Source organism: Sulfuricurvum sp., assembly GCF_028681615.1.
In the GTDB taxonomy this organism is placed as follows: domain Bacteria; phylum Campylobacterota; class Campylobacteria; order Campylobacterales; family Sulfurimonadaceae; genus Sulfuricurvum.
Genome location: NZ_JAQUHV010000003.1, coordinates 18640 through 36970 on the forward strand (window position 1 = coordinate 18640; position 18331 = coordinate 36970).

8 protein-coding genes and 1 tRNA gene are annotated in these 18331 nt (G+C 41.4%); 5 read left to right on the plus strand and 4 right to left on the minus strand.

Features of this window, described 5'->3' with window-relative positions:
- Positions 1-2 precede the first annotated feature (2 nt).
- Positions 3-1256, minus strand: a complete 1254-nt coding sequence (locus PHE37_RS04805; protein ID WP_299993871.1) for a fibronectin type III domain-containing protein — start codon at positions 1254-1256, stop codon at positions 3-5.
- Entirely contained in the window at positions 1201-2178 is a 978-nt protein-coding gene (locus PHE37_RS04810) for an RluA family pseudouridine synthase (protein ID WP_299993870.1), read from the minus strand. Before PHE37_RS04810 ends, PHE37_RS04805 begins: the two co-directional genes overlap by 56 nt.
- Before the next feature lie 93 nt (positions 2179-2271).
- Between PHE37_RS04810 and PHE37_RS04815 the strand changes: the two genes are divergently transcribed.
- Both PHE37_RS04815 and PHE37_RS04820 read left to right on the plus strand, forming a co-directional pair.
- Positions 2272-3381, plus strand: a complete 1110-nt coding sequence (locus PHE37_RS04815) for an FtsW/RodA/SpoVE family cell cycle protein (protein WP_299993869.1) — start codon at positions 2272-2274, stop codon at positions 3379-3381.
- 34 nt (positions 3382-3415) lie between these two features.
- Positions 3416-3491 (plus strand) — tRNA-Ile (locus PHE37_RS04820).
- Positions 3492-3714: 223 nt separating this feature from the next.
- On the opposite strand, the gene PHE37_RS04825 is transcribed toward PHE37_RS04820, so the two are convergent.
- Both PHE37_RS04825 and PHE37_RS04830 read right to left on the minus strand, forming a co-directional pair.
- Complete coding sequence (locus PHE37_RS04825; protein ID WP_299993868.1) at positions 3715-5319, minus strand: IS1182 family transposase; 1605 nt, start codon at positions 5317-5319, stop codon at positions 3715-3717.
- A 183-nt stretch (positions 5320-5502) separates the two neighbouring features.
- Complete coding sequence (locus PHE37_RS04830) at positions 5503-7107, minus strand: IS1182 family transposase (RefSeq protein WP_299993868.1); 1605 nt, start codon at positions 7105-7107, stop codon at positions 5503-5505.
- A 293-nt stretch (positions 7108-7400) separates the two neighbouring features.
- Here PHE37_RS04830 and PHE37_RS04835 point away from each other — a divergent pair, with 293 nt between their 5' ends.
- From PHE37_RS04835 to PHE37_RS04845, 3 genes are all read left to right on the plus strand, one after another.
- Positions 7401-8081, plus strand: a complete 681-nt coding sequence (locus PHE37_RS04835; protein WP_299993867.1) for a DNA-binding response regulator — start codon at positions 7401-7403, stop codon at positions 8079-8081.
- A gap of 3 nt (positions 8082-8084) precedes the next feature.
- Complete coding sequence (locus PHE37_RS04840; protein WP_299993866.1) at positions 8085-9950, plus strand: histidine kinase dimerization/phosphoacceptor domain -containing protein; 1866 nt, start codon at positions 8085-8087, stop codon at positions 9948-9950.
- 201 nt (positions 9951-10151) lie between these two features.
- Positions 10152-17711 carry a DUF4214 domain-containing protein gene (locus tag PHE37_RS04845; RefSeq protein ID WP_299993895.1) on the plus strand — a complete coding sequence of 2520 codons (7560 nt, stop codon included), beginning with the start codon at positions 10152-10154 and terminating at the stop codon, positions 17709-17711.
- The last annotated feature ends 620 nt before the right edge of the window (positions 17712-18331 follow it).

Below are 18331 nucleotides of genomic sequence, written 5' to 3' on the forward strand. Positions count from 1 at the left end.
CTTTATTTTGCCTCGAAACTGAGTTCAATCGCCTGAGTCGGCAGAGAACGGATTCCGTCTTTATCGACACTCATGATTTCATACAAATAAGTGGTATCCGGTTTGATATCCCCATCATGGAAACGAGGCTCCGTGATGTTGTTGATATCGATACTCTCACGGCTGATCCAGCTTGTCTTGGTCGTTTTGACGACTGTATAGGAGACGGTGCGCGGGTCGTTATTACTCCATTGCAATTCGACCGCTTTGTTGAGTATTTTACCCTCATACGCGATCGGTGTTTGAGGTTTTGAGAGGGTTGATCCTTGTGTTGCTACAGGAGAGAGAGTACTTTCCAAGCCGTCTTTATCAACAGCGGTGACTTTGTAAAAGTAGAATTTCCCGTCTTCCGTAATCTTATCGGTAAAGGTCGTTGCTTCAAGTTTTACATGATAATCAAATGATCCGTTCGGAGTGGAGGAACGATAAATATTGTAATGGCTGAAATCGCTCAACGGACTCGGTTCCCATGTCAATGTAATCGCACGAGGGATATTGTTGGTGGCGGTAATGTTTTTGATTTCAGGCGGGAGAGGTTTGGTTACGACTTTTGTCACTTCGCTCGGTTCTGTGGAGAGTTTGTCGAATGTAACTGCTTTGATGCGATAAAAATAGACTTGGCCGTCTTTGAGATCACGGTCGATAAACTCAGCGTTCAAACGTCCTGTAATTGTGGCAATAACGTTCCATTTTTGGTCGTTTGCATCTTGGCGTTCAATCACATACCCGCTGATTTTTCCGTTAGGATGCGGACGCCAGAGAAGTTTCGCACTGCGCGGCATATTGCCGACAGATTGGAAAAAGCTGACCGGAGCGATCATCGGCTGCGTCGCTACGAGGAGTGTTTCACTGCCGACCGATTCGCTTCCCTCTTTGGTAAAGGATGAAAAACGGTATTGATATTGCGTTGCGGGTTTTAAATCGTTATCCACATAATGGGTCGCAAAACGGCTGTCGACTGTAGCAATACGCTGTAATTTTTGATCCTCTGCACCCGGCGTGTTGCGATAGATATAGAGACCGTTGACTCTCGGATCTTCAATAGGTTTCCACTCAAACGCAGCCGATGTGATATCCGCGATAAATCCGTTCATAGAAGGGGTTGGAAGTGTCGAATCGATGGTTACCGTTTTTTGAGGTGCAGGTTGAGGCGCACAACCGCTAAAGAGACTCAGAGCTAAAGAGGTGCTCAATACGTATCGGATCGATGAGTGCATGAAATTCCTTTGGATCAAAATGTTTATTTAAATAATCTTCCATCACCGGCCCCAAAGAAGCGGTGAAAGTCACCTTTTCATGGGTGGTAGGATGGGTAAAATAGAGTATATAGGCATGAAGCAAGATACGTTCCATCTTGTCGCTTTTCGTGTGGCTTCCGTAGAGGTGATCGCCGATGATATGACGGCTGATTGATTCCAAATGGACCCGTATTTGATGGGTTCGTCCGGTATAGAGTTTACAAACGATCAGCTCTTCCGTATCATCATGGCTGGGAAGGAGTTTGCGAAACTCGGTTTTGGCATTTTTCCCCGTTTCGCTGATCGCCATTTTAAGACGATTATGGGTACTTCGTCCGATAGGGCGGTCGATTACGGTGACTTCTTCTTTCATCGGCGGGTTGACGACTGCCAGATAAAAACGTCCCATCGTTTTATCCTGAAGCTGAAGGGAGAGGGCTTCGTGGGCTACGTTGTTTTTGGCGATGACCATCGCTCCGCTGGTTCCGCGGTCGAGGCGATGGACGATACCGTGACGCTCTTCGCCGCTGAGGGTTGAGAGGCTGATCCCTTTGTGTTTGAGCCAATCGACGAGAGTCGGCTCTTTGACGCTCAGTGCGGGGTGGACGGTGAGGGAACTGGGTTTATCGATAACGAGGATGTCATCGTCCTCGTACAAAATCTCGACATCAAAATCAATTTCTAAAGCGGGAGTTGATTTTTGCTCAGGGAAGATGATATAGACAGTTTGACCTTCTTTGAGTTTTAGTCCTGCTTTAGAGGTGGCTTTACCATCAACGCTAACGCATTCCTGATCGATGAGCTGGGTGATTTGGTTACGGGTCTGTCCTAACTGCTGTGTTAAAAAAACGTCCAAACGGACTGCAGTATCGGTAGTGAAGTGAGCTTTTGCTTGTGTCAAAATCGGGTGCCTTTTAGTATCGTGTCTTGTAATAAATTAAAATAAAGTTCTAAACCTGCTATATGTTACAATTAGCAAAAAATAAGGACCGTAGTGTTCAATATTGATCGGCGAATTTTAGCACACTTTGATTTCATAACCATTATCTTATTGATTCCCCTCATATTTACTTCAGGTTGGCTTATTTACGAGATTCATCCGACTTTGGGACAAAAGCATTTGGTGTATGTTTCGGTCGGAATCGGTGTGTTTATTACCCTTTTTCTCCTCCCCATTAGACGGATGCTGTGGATGATCCCCATCTTTTACTGGGTGAGTATTCTGCTTCTGATAGCCGTAGAGTTCGTAGGACATGCGAGGCTGGGGGCGAAGCGGTGGATCGAAATCCCCTTTATCCATTTTACGCTGCAGCCATCCGAGCTATTGAAACCCGCATTTGTCCTTATGCTGGCCTATCTCATCAGCCGAAACCCGCCTCCGAGGGACGGTTATGGACTGAAAGATTTTCTAAAACTCTCTTTTTTTATTCTGTTTCCTTTTATTCTGATCGCAAAAGAGCCCGATTTGGGGACGGCAACGGTGCTTGTGATGCTGGGATTCGGAATTTTATTTATTGTAGGGGTGCATTGGAAAATCTGGGTCGGTTTGATCGCAGCTTTTGTTATTTCGTTACCGCTCGTGTATACGCAGCTGCACGACTACCAAAAACAGCGCTTGACCGATTTCGTCAGTGAAAAGCCGAGTTACCACGTCGAACAGTCGATGATTGCGGTCGGTTCCGGAGGATTTTTCGGAAAAGCCAAAGAAGATGCGACCCAAACGCAGATGAAGTTTTTACCGATTGCATCGAGTGACTTTATTTTCGCCTATGTGGTTGAACGGTTCGGATTTTTCGGTGCATTTTTACTGATATCACTGTACGCTGCGCTGATCCTCCATCTGATGATTACCGCATTTTGGACGGAGGATTATTATATCAAGGTAGTCGCAGGGGGGATATCTCTGCTGTTCTTTATCTATATGGCAGTTAATATCGCCATGACGATCGGAGTTGCTCCTGTCGTAGGGGTTCCATTACCGATGTTTAGTTACGGGGGAAGCAGCTTTGTTAATTTTATGGTTTTGTTAGCCGTAATGGAGAACCTTTTAGCCTATCGATTTCGATATCTTTACGGAGACACGGGTAAAAAAAGCTTTCTCTAATTTAAGAGCGTTTATAATGGCGCTCCTCAAATACGGGTCAATAGTTCAGTGGTTAGAGCCCCCCGCTCATAACGGGGTTGTCGCAGGTTCAAATCCTGCTTGACCCACCACATATATTCAAATCTTCCAAAAATAATGCAAATTATGTATAAGGTTTTAGCAGAAAAATTTTCAATTTTCAGCATGTCAAAAAACCTCATTTTTTGATTTCCGCACATTTTTTTATTCCGAAAGTGTTTTTCGTATGGATTCTTGCAGCTTTTTTGGCTTTAAAAGTAGGGTAAGGGAGAGTATACGAAAAACACTTGAGACTGTGAAAGAACCCTATAAATTTCAGACTGATTTAGCTTTGAAATCTGAAAAATCATATCTAAACCTATTGTTTTGAAGAATTTGTACTAAAACAGCCCAAATCTCAATAGATACAGCAATATGCAATGCTATTTCAGCCTTTATGGCATCAATATTTTCATTGTTTTTCAATGAATTCATCAGTTTTCTGAACAAGTTCGGCCCAATTAAATTGAGTATGCGTCTGAAGTTGTATATGAACATAATCAAAGCATTTTCACCTGAAACTTTTTCTATGCCTCTAACAAGAAAGTGTGACCAGCCCAGTGTCTGTTTGGTTGTACCGAAAGGGTGTTCGCAAATGGCAGCTCTTTTATTGATGACGTTTTTAGCTTGGGCGGTTTGCATCATCCGAGCATGCTCTTTAACGGTTTGGTAATATTCTGAAATAGATATTTTTTTAAATCTTGATTTGTCCGGGATACATTGGCTTCGGATCGGGCAGGCGCTACAGCTTTTTATGGCAGCACCATAGAAATAATATCGTGTATCGTCTTGTCCTATTTGTACGGCAGTGCTTTTGTGCAACTCTTTTTGATTAGGACAGATAAATAAATCGTTTGATGGATCATAGGTAAACGCATCTTGAGGAAAAAATCCTTTTTTCTCGCGTCCTTTCTGCTTGTCTGGAATACTCAAATAGGGGGTAATGTTCTCTTTCTTACAATTATTGACTTGTTTTCCGCCATAATAACCGGCATCGGCAACGACGTTTAAATGATCTTGATCCAATATGGCTTTAGCCTCTTTTGCCATTGGATAGAGCTGATGATAATCTTGTCCTTCTGAGCTGACCTCTGTTGCTACGATAAGTTTGTACTTACTGTCAACAGCGATTTGACTGTTGTAAGCCATGAGATTATGGCTGGGCTTAACCATTTTTTTAGCATCAGGATCGGTTCTATTGTATTGAGTGACACCCATCTTTTCGAGCAATGCCAGATCCTTATCGAGTTTGGCCTTTTTCGTTTTCATCTTGGAGAGATAATTCACTGTCGGTTTCAACGGCTGTTCTGTTTTGTCAGAATTATCGGAAAAATTCAGTGCGTTGAGATACTCATCGATATTTTCATCGATTTTGGCTAAATCACTCACAACATTTTTTTTGCTAATCAATTGATTTTTAGAAGCATTCGCTCTTAAAAAAGCTCCATCAATCGCTACAAGCTCACCCGTAACTAAATCTATATCCCTGCACAATAAAACGAACTCTCGAAACACCTTTTTAAGGGCTTTGCTGTTTTCTTTTCGAAAATTGGCAATTGTTTTATAGCTCGGTTGCAAGCCGGCACAGAGCCACATCATTTCGATATTACGTTTTATTTCAACTTCCAACCGTCTTGAACTGCGTACTTTATTTAGATAACCATAGATATAAATCTTGAGCAATAGTTTTGGATGGTAGGCCGGTTGTCCATCGGATGAATTTAATGCAGCCTTGGTAAACCCTAATTCAATCATATCAAGCATCTCAACATAATCCTCTATCGCTCTGACAGGATTATCCACACTTACATACTCATCAATACTTGGTGGAAAGAACATTTGCTGCTTCCGATTTTCACCTTCTTTGTAAAGATTGCCCATTTTATCTCAACCCTATATAAAGCCCTAAATATAGCCATTTTAGTGGGAAAATTGTAGCATTTAAAAGGTTTAAAACAGGTTATTTTATGGGAATACAGATGCTGCTTTATGCACGTATTTCAAGTTGCTTTTAGAAAGTTTTTTCACAGTCTCACTTGAGACTGTGAAAGAACCCTATAAATTTCAGACTGATTTAGCTTTGAAATCTGAAAAATCATATCTAAACCTATTGTTTTGAAGAATTTGTACTAAAACAGCCCAAATCTCAATAGATACAGCAATATGCAATGCTATTTCAGCCTTTATGGCATCAATATTTTCATTGTTTTTCAATGAATTCATCAGTTTTCTGAACAAGTTCGGCCCAATTAAATTGAGTATGCGTCTGAAGTTGTATATGAACATAATCAAAGCATTTTCACCTGAAACTTTTTCTATGCCTCTAACAAGAAAGTGTGACCAGCCCAGTGTCTGTTTGGTTGTACCGAAAGGGTGTTCGCAAATGGCAGCTCTTTTATTGATGACGTTTTTAGCTTGGGCGGTTTGCATCATCCGAGCATGCTCTTTAACGGTTTGGTAATATTCTGAAATAGATATTTTTTTAAATCTTGATTTGTCCGGGATACATTGGCTTCGGATCGGGCAGGCGCTACAGCTTTTTATGGCAGCACCATAGAAATAATATCGTGTATCGTCTTGTCCTATTTGTACGGCAGTGCTTTTGTGCAACTCTTTTTGATTAGGACAGATAAATAAATCGTTTGATGGATCATAGGTAAACGCATCTTGAGGAAAAAATCCTTTTTTCTCGCGTCCTTTCTGCTTGTCTGGAATACTCAAATAGGGGGTAATGTTCTCTTTCTTACAATTATTGACTTGTTTTCCGCCATAATAACCGGCATCGGCAACGACGTTTAAATGATCTTGATCCAATATGGCTTTAGCCTCTTTTGCCATTGGATAGAGCTGATGATAATCTTGTCCTTCTGAGCTGACCTCTGTTGCTACGATAAGTTTGTACTTACTGTCAACAGCGATTTGACTGTTGTAAGCCATGAGATTATGGCTGGGCTTAACCATTTTTTTAGCATCAGGATCGGTTCTATTGTATTGAGTGACACCCATCTTTTCGAGCAATGCCAGATCCTTATCGAGTTTGGCCTTTTTCGTTTTCATCTTGGAGAGATAATTCACTGTCGGTTTCAACGGCTGTTCTGTTTTGTCAGAATTATCGGAAAAATTCAGTGCGTTGAGATACTCATCGATATTTTCATCGATTTTGGCTAAATCACTCACAACATTTTTTTTGCTAATCAATTGATTTTTAGAAGCATTCGCTCTTAAAAAAGCTCCATCAATCGCTACAAGCTCACCCGTAACTAAATCTATATCCCTGCACAATAAAACGAACTCTCGAAACACCTTTTTAAGGGCTTTGCTGTTTTCTTTTCGAAAATTGGCAATTGTTTTATAGCTCGGTTGCAAGCCGGCACAGAGCCACATCATTTCGATATTACGTTTTATTTCAACTTCCAACCGTCTTGAACTGCGTACTTTATTTAGATAACCATAGATATAAATCTTGAGCAATAGTTTTGGATGGTAGGCCGGTTGTCCATCGGATGAATTTAATGCAGCCTTGGTAAACCCTAATTCAATCATATCAAGCATCTCAACATAATCCTCTATCGCTCTGACAGGATTATCCACACTTACATACTCATCAATACTTGGTGGAAAGAACATTTGCTGCTTCCGATTTTCACCTTCTTTGTAAAGATTGCCCATTTTATCTCAACCCTATATAAAGCCCTAAATATAGCCATTTTAGTGGGAAAATTGTAGCATTTAAAAGGTTTAAAACAGGTTATTTTATGGGAATACAGATGCTGCTTTATGCACGTATTTCAAGTTGCTTTTAGAAAGTTTTTTCACAGTCTCACTTGTTTATCGACACGAAACCATTTTATGATGAAACCTCTGCTTTGGATGTTTTTTCGGAGCATTTATCTTTTGTTCCACGTTACAGCCTGCTGTCAACTCCATAATTTGGGTTATAATTATGCATGAAAAGGACACGAATGATAAGCATTGTAATTGTAGAAGACGAGATACTCGTTGCCCACTTTATGTCTGAATTGTTGAAAAAAATGGGGTGTAATGTTGTTAAAATTATCCATAAATTTGACAACGCAATCGAAACAATCAGCCAAATTCGTCCCGATATTTTATTGCTTGATATTAATCTTGGTACCAAAGAGACAAAAACAGCGGGTATTACGATAGCCGAAGCACTCAAAGATCACAATATATTAACCATTTTTATTACTGCCTACAGTGATGAGAGAATCGTTAAAGATGCGTTAATGCAAAATCCAGAAAATTACATCATCAAGCCTTTTACCGAAGAGTCCATCAAAATTTCTATCCAACTTGCACTCAATAAACTTCAACGCAGATCCGAAGAGACGGTTTCATTCAAGTTATGTCAAGAATATGCTTTTAATGCAAAGTCGAAATATGTAATGTATGGTGACGATAAAATCTTTTTGACCTCTACTGAACTGTCCGCATTAGAATTATTATGCGATAGATCCAATAAAATTATTACCCATGAAGAACTTCAAAATTCTATCTGGGAGTTTAAATCGGTATCCAGTTCAACCGTGCGTGAATTATTTTCAAGACTGCGTAAGAAAATACCCTGTTTAAAAATTCAAAATCATGCAGGCATAGGATACGAACTTATCCTTAGAGGATAATGTATGAAAATCCCGATTTCTATACAATTTATACTCTTATACTTTATCCTCTTTCCTCTCTATGCTTATGGTGACAACACCGTCAAAATCGATGCTAACACATCATCCATAGAATCATTTAATCTTGATTACGGCGAAAAAGTAAATATTTTATCGGATATCAACGACCAACCAATATGGAAAACCATAGCGAATAGAGTCCATTTCATCCCAAAAAAGAATTATTGGTACAAACTCTCTCTTCAAAACGATACCCCTTACGTTCAAGCCCGTATTTTATTGCTGAGCGAAACCAATATCGAATATGTAGATCTTTACAGCAAAAAAGATACAGGATTTATCAAAGAGGCCTCGGGCGCGACTATCGGCATTGACGCTCGTCCTGTCAATTCGCATTTTATTGCTTTCAAAGTTACCTTGCAGCCTTATGAAACATCTACCCGTTATCTTCATATACAGTCTCTTCTCCCCAGTTTCGCAGAAATTTGGCTACTAACCGACCAAGACTTTGACAAATATGAAAAACAAGCTTTATTGATTTATGTTGTTTATTTTGGAATTTTGCTCACTACCTTGATCTATTCTTTGATTATAACCGTTGTGCTCAAAGAGAAAATCTTATTGGTAAACACTCTGTATCTATTTTTTAGTTTGCTTTGGATTATGCTCAATTCGGGGATTTATTTGTATTTTTTTCCCTCTTACGTAGCATGGAGGCTTTCGTGTTCCATTTCGATCACTTATATACTTCTCATCGAATTTGCCAAATTTTTTATTAACACAAAAGAGATTTCACTAACATTGCACCGTATCGTTCTCTTCTTGGAATCACTCTTACTATTTACCGCCATTTTATCCTTTATCGATATGACATTAGGTATATCGTTACTGGTTTATACAGGATTTGTGGTTCTGATTTTTCTCATTACTGCCATTGTTCTTTTTCTTTTTGTCCCAATAAAAAGGATAATAAAAATTTATTTGATGATTGTATTGCCCCTGCTAACTGCATTGTTTATTTATTTGCTAGCTTCCGCAAACATCATTCATGCAAATTATATGTTTCAATACTCCTACGTAGTCGGCTCCTTTATTGAACTAAACGGTTTCGCGTTGCTGACACTCTATTACCTGCTGAAAATGAAAAAAGAGAAAGAGTATGAAAAAAACGAATTGGACATCTTGCGAGAGAGGTATACCCAAGAGCTGGAAAAGGAGATCATAAAAAAAACTGAAGAGCTTTATGCTTCAAACCAAGTGTTGGAAAAAAATTTCCAATACCAAATCGCATTGATGCAAGAGATTCATCACAGGGTCAAAAACAATCTTCAGATGATTATCTCTATTATTTCATTGGAGCTGTTGAAGTCAAAATCCGAAGAGACCAACAGCATACTGAAAAATACGATCATTCGTATACAGTCCATCTCAACGATTCATGAAATGTTATACCGCTCATCGGATATTACCTCCATCTCTTTATCGGACTATACTCACAATCTGATACGCTCCGTCAGATCGATATTTGATGAGACGAATATGAAAATTTACATTTCCTGTAATGAACACACTGTCGGAATGCGTGACGCGATCAATCTGGGTCTTATTATTATCGAATTGGTTTCTAACTCGATCAAGCACAATAAAAATTCCGAGAACTTAAAAATATCCGTTAGGATAACTTATGTGGGATCAAAATTATCCCTCTTTGTCAAAGACAACGGCATCGGTTTTGATATCGATGCAACCGATTTATCCAAAAGTGTCGGAATCAATCTCATCGAATCGATTGCGAGTAGTTTTAACGACTCATACTATAGCTTTTGCCAAAGAAAAGGGACGCTGTTCGCACTTACATGTCGTTTCTAATGCTCAATACCCCTATTTACCAATAAATTCATTTGAATTTAAACCTATTCTAACGTTTTTCTAACGTTTATATGCCAAACTAATATTAGGTTATCCAGTTGCTTATAATTAAAATAAGATAAGCAGTTGAATACAGTGATCTTGAAAAAGTTGTTTCAATTACAATTGGACAATGTAGAAAAGGGAATGGTTATGGCTAATATGACAGCATTTATAGAGAGTTTATACGAGAAAATATTATTCAGAGTTTCTGATGCATCTGGATTACTATATTGGACTGATAAGCTAGAGAATGGTGAATTAAGTATTACTGAAATCACAAGTGACTTTGTAAATTCTCAAGAATTTGCAGTGAACATTGCTCCAATAGAAAATTTGTATTTTGCTGCGTTTGGCAGAGCGCCGGATATGAATGGTTTAGAATATTGGATCAATGAAAATAAGACTGGTATTTCTCTTGAAAAAATCGCATCTTTTTTCATTGAATCTAGTGAATATACGTCATTAGCTACTGCGAATATGACAAATGAAGATTTTATAGAATCTTTGTATGTCAATGGACTGGGCCGTGAATCCGATGCATTAGGCAAAGCGTATTGGGTACACACAATGGTTAATGGAGCTACAAAAGCCAATATTTTAGCTTCGTTTTCTAACTCGGCAGAAGCATATCTTAAGAATGGTGGTGACGCAAAAATAATAGCACTTCATATTGCTTTTACGCACGAGGAAGCAACAAATGCCGAGTTAAGTTCTAATGCCCCTTTAAATGAAATAATTAACTCTCTCTACAACTCAACTGAATATAAAGGGGTAGATGTTCCTGGTGCAACAGGTATAGTAAGTGATGGTTATATTTCTGGTGCTGCAGTATTTGCAGATGCAAATGGTGATGGTGTTTGGAATGAAGGCGAAGTAAAAACAACGACAGATGCAAATGGTGACTATACATTGGTGGGCGCAAGTGGTTCTATTGTAGCATTTGGTGGTATTGATATAGCTACCGGTATTGCATTTAAAGGCATATTTACCGCACCAGAGGGTTCAACTACAGTCTCTCCTCTTACTACACTAATTGATCAAGTTATGAAAGCTATATATAGTACTACAGGTGTGCCAATGACAGCAGCCGGGGCAACAGCAAAAGTTGCAGAAGCCTTAGGTCTAGACAGTTCCATAGATTTACTTACTTTTGACCCTATTAAAGCTGCATCAGACGCTACTCTTAGTGCACAATCGCAGGCTGCAGCAGTTGCTGTTCAATTAGCAGCAATGCAGGTAGCAAATATGATCAGTCAGTCAGCATCCATGCTTTCAGGTGCAGGCATTACAACTGAAGCATCCGGTACAATTTCAGCGGCAGACGCATTGGCTGCTATGATTGTTGAATCTTCAACAGGATCGATAGATTTATCATCTTCACAAACTATAAAAATTTTCTTAGAAGGATCGGCAACTAAAGCAGGTGCAACTGCACAACAGGTCGCAGCGGTAGCAACAGTTTCACAGGCTATAGCTTTAGCAACTGCAAACATAAATACTGTGATGGAAACAGTCGTTACAGAGGCGGCAGTTGGAGTAAGTTTTGCAGAAATTTTTACACAATTGGCCAAAATACAAACAGTAGCTAATGATATTTCAATATTAGTAAAAACTGCTGCAGCTACAGAAAATGCTTTATCAGTAGTTGCTGCATCAGATATTGCGGCTATTACATCAGCAGCCGGGATTAATCCAATTGACACAGTTGAACCAACTTTGCCACCTTCCTCTCATATAAACAATGCTCCCACTGTTACGGAGGCACTTATTAGTGCGACAGATGAAGATCAGGTTACTTACTCCATTGATTTACTACAAGGTGCAAATGACAGTGATAAGGGTGCAATCTTACGAGTAATAGATCTAGTTGAACAAGACAGTAAAATAGGCTGGAGTGTCATAGGTAACAGTATCACAATTAATCCTAGTGCCTATAATACTTTGGCAGCGGGCGAAACAGAAACCCTTAACCTTAATTATCAAATTCGGGATGAACAACGTGCTGTAGTCAATCAGACTCTTACTGTTACTATTGAAGGGCGTAATGATGCTCCGGTGGTAGAAGCTGTATTGACCAGCAGTATCAACGAAGATCATACTGCTTATGTTATTGATTTGCTTCAAGGTGTCAGCGATATCGATCACACAGCGGTACTCAATGCCGTCAATATCGTCGAAACAAATAACAATGTTAAAGGATGGAGCATTGATGGCAATACCATTGTCACCGATCCTAATACGTATGATATGCTTGCCCAAGGAGAAACTCAAAAACTCGAATTTACCTACCAGGTACAAGACGAGCATGGTGCTACAGTCGATCAAAGCCTTACCATCGATATCGCAGGGATAAACGACGCTCCGACCGTGACCTCTCCACTTACAAGCACTACTGATGAAGATCAGCTCTCTTATGTCATCAATCTGCTGCAAGGGACCAGCGATGTCGATCACACAGCGGTGCTCAATGTCGTCAATATCGTCGAAATTAACAACAATGCAGCAGGATGGAGCATTGATGGCAATACCATCGTCATCGATCCATCCGTCTATGATTCCATGAAAGCAGGTGAAGCCCAAAAACTGGAATTTATCTACACTATTGAAGATGAGTTTGGCGCTGCTGTCGACCAAAGCCTCACCGTCGATATCGCAGGCAAGAACGAAGCCCCTTCTTTGAGCGTGGAAACATTGGCGGGTGATAAGGTAAACGAAGTCAAACTCTATATCGTCAGCTCTCCTCTCTTAGATGAACGGGTCGAGCTTCGTTTTGACAATCTTGATCCCGACGCAAGGGTATATGACGGCATCGGCAATGATGTCACAAACGGGATAGCCGATTTCTATGCGAATGCGCTTTATCAAGGAGATCACGTTTTTACCGTCGTTATGAACGGTGATGTTTTAACACCGGTAGATGTAACCGTAGCTGGCTACAATAGCGACGGTACGCTAAATGCCGAAAAAGTGCAAAGCACAGAGCTCTACTACGATATCAACGAAACAAGCCAGGCAGTGGCGTTTATCAACCACGACCAGAACATGTGGGCTGACACGATGTTCGGTGCCGACGCCAGAACGTCAGTTTTTGAATGGCACGAATACCTCCCGGTACTGGGCAACGACTTTTTACAGTGGAAAAACGGAGAGGTAATCACCAACGAAAACGGCACTCAGGCATGGCAACCCGGAGCGTGGTGCATCGCCAACGAGGGGATTGAGCTGTGGGAGAGCGGCAAGTTCAATCTGGTCGACGTCAGCCTCGATACAACTGGTGCGACCAATGCCATGATATCCTATGCCGATTCATTGCTCGATGAAGCTGACAAACTATTGATTTCCACCGTTGCCACGGTAGATGAAAATATAGATCAAGCGGTATTGGCAGCTTATAAAGCATCGATGGAGCTTATCAACGACGCATGGACTGTCTACCAGAATTTCTCTACGAAAGTCGATCAAACTGTTCAGCAAGCATGGGTTAAAGCCCAGAATGACTGGTATACCGCCGATAAAGTCGTATATGGAGGTGCCACATCAGTCTACAATGCCGCTTTATCAACATGGAACAGCGTGCAAAACTGGTGGAACGGTCTTTCAACGATTGAAAAAGTGTTTGCAGCAGGAGCATACGGAGCCGCCCAGGTTGCATGGTGGACGGCCGAGGGGGTTTATGCTGTAGCAACCGACATCCATAATGGTGCATTGGGCCTTTTTAACGCGGCAAAAAGTACTTATGATACGGCCGTTAAAGAAGTGAGAGATGCCGAATACGCCATCTATAAAGCAGTAGTAGATGGTGAAGCCGCTGCGCTGGACGCCTACTTTACCGCAAAAAATGCGCTGCTCGCCCTGGCGGAAGATGCCTATAATGACGTCAAGGGTGTTGTGGACGATATTTTAAACGGCGTTGCAGACACCGGAGCCAGCGGCACTTTAAAAGTGGACGGCGAACTGTTCGGGCGCATTGGCGTGCAGGTGGACTTCATCGCTGATGGCGGTTCGGTCGATACGGACGTCAAATATACGTTCAGTTCCACTACCCAGTACAACAAGACCTCGGACATCCTCGTCATCACGCCGACACTTGTCAATGTTACAGACGGCACCGAAGTAGCATTCAGCACCCAAAGTCCGCATGTATCGATAGCCGCAAAACTGCTTTATGATGTCGGTGCACAGCTCTATTTTGACATTGATGGACAAATGTATCTTATGGGCGATCCAATCTTTGATCTCGGAGGTTCGGAGGGAGGCATCAGCTTTTCTACGGTACTCAGCACCGGTGGATCGAACATTAAGTTTGTAAAAAACAGTGATGGAATATATATCCCTCAGTTTGTGGACGCCACAGGGATCACATACACGCCGACACTGGTGGAAAATGAAGATGGCACCTTCTCTCTTCAGCTGCCAAGTTCGCTCATCCCTTACAGCGAAATGTTCGAAGGGATGACATTGCCTGAGCTTTTCGCGCCGGGCGAACTGCCGATTTTCAGCTTCGACAGTAGCACGGTCACCGTATCGGCACTCGGGAAAGAGTTCGATCTCGACGGGAAACTATCCGATGTTCTGACGGATAAATTTGACCAATTGACCGACGGCGTTATCGAAGAGTTTACGGTTGCACTCCCCTATCTTGAGAGCGAAGGTACGTATGTTAGCATGGATCAGTTACTTGCAGCATACAAAGAGTCTCCGGAGTACGCATACCGATGGCTTGCCGGTGAGGTAAGCAGACTCGCAGGCGGAGAGGGATACGATGTCTCAAGTATGAGTTTCGGAGAACTGATCAATGAATACTATTACGACGAAATGTTAAAAACCTTTAACATCGACCAGATCGTCACTACCGTTGAAAATGCGACGATTACGTTGGGCAAAGAGATCATGCAGCTCATCGATCCGGAGTTTTTGAAAGAACAGCTTGGGCTGGCATCACAGCTGCCAGTGGCAAAAAACATGGCGGATATCGGATCGCTCCTTGAGGGGACGATCAGCAATATAAATACAAAACTGCTTGACTTCGACGCAATAGAAAATCAGTTAGGGATCGATTTGGGACTCGATATGAGCGGCATATTGAGCGATCTCTCGAGCCTGCAGACCAAACTGGCAAGCGTCAGCGACATGGGCAAAGAACTCTCAGGTTTGGGAGGGTATCTTGACACCAGCAGCACCGATACGGGCAATACGGGCACGGGCGATACGGGTAATCCTGTCAAATGGGATCCTGATAACGGAACCTATTACCGGGTGAATGACGCGGGAGAATCTGTCGTATTGTATTCTCTATCCTACGTACCTCAGATAGGTAAATATTACATCCAGGATCCTAACACGAATACGTACTATTGGATTGATCCAGAGACTGGCTGTCTTGTTCCAGTTGTTCCGAGCGATCCAGTGTTCTACGATCTAGGCATAACAGAACCGGTACTGTGGGATAGCAATATTGGCTATTATTATGAGAAAACAAGTTCTTTCCTTTGGTCGAATATGACAGAAACAGTCGTAGTCAATCCACTCGGTTATGATTCAAGCATAGGCTATTTTGTAACGGATTTTTCAACGGGTGAACGGGTTATGGTGGATGTTGAAACCGGTTTACCTCTTCCGGCCGATCCAATCTTTCCTATCTGGTCTATAGATCGAGGTTACTATATAGAAACTCTAGGAGATACATACGTTCCATTCTCATTTTCTCAAGAGACCGGTATCACCTTAAATCCAATATTGATTGATTCCGTTACAGAATTAAAGTATATCGTCGATTCCGGAGGCAATCATGTGATAGTGACGGACCTCCTTACAGGCGGGCTGGGCGACAATGTTCCGACCTTGTACGATCCTGCCATAGATCGATCGGCCATACACTGGCAATCGTCTATGTATGTAGAAAGCGGTTATTACATGTATGATGGGACTCTCCTTAATGCACTGCTACAGGATTCCGATACGGGTGACTATTATATACTCGATTATTTCACACAGCAACCGATCATAGTCGATCCGGGTACTGGTTTGCCGCTCAAAGCATCTGATTTTGAGGTTATGTATAATTCGGCCTATGATTATTACTTCATCGTGGATCCTGATACAGGTTATCCTGTCATTACGGATGCGTCAGGTCATCCACTCGCAGAAAGCCCTGTTGACATCACTGCGGTAACGGGTACTCCGGGTACATTTGAATATGCGATATCATCTCTGACAGGCATATTGAAAAGTCAATACGATGATTTTATCACTACACTGAAAGAGGATGTACAAGCAACCTATGATCCTGAATTTGCCACTGTAATACTTTCCAATATCAATTATTTGACTACTCAAAACGCCTTGAACGGCAATAACGGCATACTCGATATCGATACCCTGATAGCAATGTGCCAAAACAATACAATGTTCTCGTACTCCGACTTTTTGTTCGGGACCAGTCTGATCTCTCAACTTCCTGCCGATATACCGGATCTGAAAGAGTTTATGCTTAGTCATTTGGACACTTTCAATGCTAATACGGCAGGGCTCAATAGCTATCTGATAGAGCTGATCAATCTGAACCATGGCCTCTCAAGCCTCGCTTCAGATTTGAACAACTACAATACCTATACCAATGCGATGCAAGCGTATATGGACATCCTCGACTCTGGTGCGGGACTGGCGGATATCATCGCCAACATCACGCAAAACTTCGCACAAAACTTTACGGATCTGATGAAAGAGTTTCTGGACCGCGAATACGATACCGATCCATTCATTTTGGTCGATCTGACCAACGGCGAGAGCGACGGGCTGTTCCATATCAACACGCTCAACTTCAACAGCGACGACATCATCAACGATCCGCTTAACCCAGACAGCTGGCCGCTTCCGTTTCTCCCATACACCGATCCTGATATCAGCGACAATACCGCTTCGTTCGGTTTCTACGTCGCCGGAGGCGAGACCGATCCAGTGTTCAAGATGACGATAGACGTCGATATGCTAGTAAGCGAAATAATTATCAAAGTGCTCAATGCACTGGGAATCGAAATCCAGTATGACGGAAACAGTCCGTTCGAAACCACAATAGGCGTCGACCAGATCCTTACATTTGCAAGTGTCGATGAAGAAACATCAACTCTCATCAAAAAGTTTTTTGACGCTAGTTTGCATGTCGATAAAATGGATTACGACGTCAGTGCTTCGGCTGACATTTCTCAGGATTTCACCCTCACCGTGGATGACATGACCTATTTGCTCACCTTTACCGAAACCGGCAGCGAATCAACGGATCCGGCAACGATGAGTTTCAAAGCGAGTGAATATGACTCATTTACTATCGAAGATGCCTCTCAATATGATGTGAACAAAGACGGAACGATCGAGTACGATCTGCAGATCGTTCCGACCGCTATGTTCTCGAACGATACGGAACTAGGTTACAACTACGGGCTCAATCTCGATTTCCTCCAGACGACGTTGAAAAGTGCCATCCAGGTGCCGCTTGCAGATTTACTTGGTATTCCGAAGCTTCCGACGATTTCCATCAATCTTGCCGATTACGATATCGGACCGTTGCTCGCGATACAAGCCGAGATTAACGCGCTGGACATCGATATCTGGGAATCGCGCTTTGCGATGGACATTGGAAATGTCAGTCTGGAAGATAATAGTATCGATATCAACCTTGTTGGAGTCAATAATATAGATACAGGTTCCATCCAGTCGGCCTGATAATGTCGGAGTGTTGTTATATGCGGAATCAATATGAGCGGCTGTGAAAGATGCTGGAATGTAGTTTTGAATTAAAAGCTTGAGGTAGCAGATTATTACAGAGTTTGGAAAAAATAGCATGATAAGTTGAATTGACTTTTCATTGCTATCTGAAAACCGAATAAACTTTAATGAAAGTAATATTAATCCTTTTACAGCATTGTGTTTAGCAAATGAATGCTCAGAGAAAGATATGATGAAATCTCTGCATACGCCGTATTGTCTAGATTCGGATGATTTTTTGGTTGATGAAAAATATTTTTTTAAGATTAGCTGGAAAAGTTAACATTTCGATTCAGAATTCTATTGTTCCTCATTCTTAGTTGGTGTGCATATACGATTGATAGGCTCAGTATGGGTATAGATACTATCGAGGAACAAATAGTGAGAAAGAATTTGCAGCTAAGGTACAAGAATAGACCAAAAAACTGTATGTATGAAAGTCACTTTTTGCTAATGTAAGTTTTTTTATTAATACTAATAAAAATGCATAAAATATGTGATAGTAAAATTCTACGTCTACCTCCAGCTTATTCCATAACGGTTTACAAAATTTTAGTACTTCGTCCTCACTTTTTTTT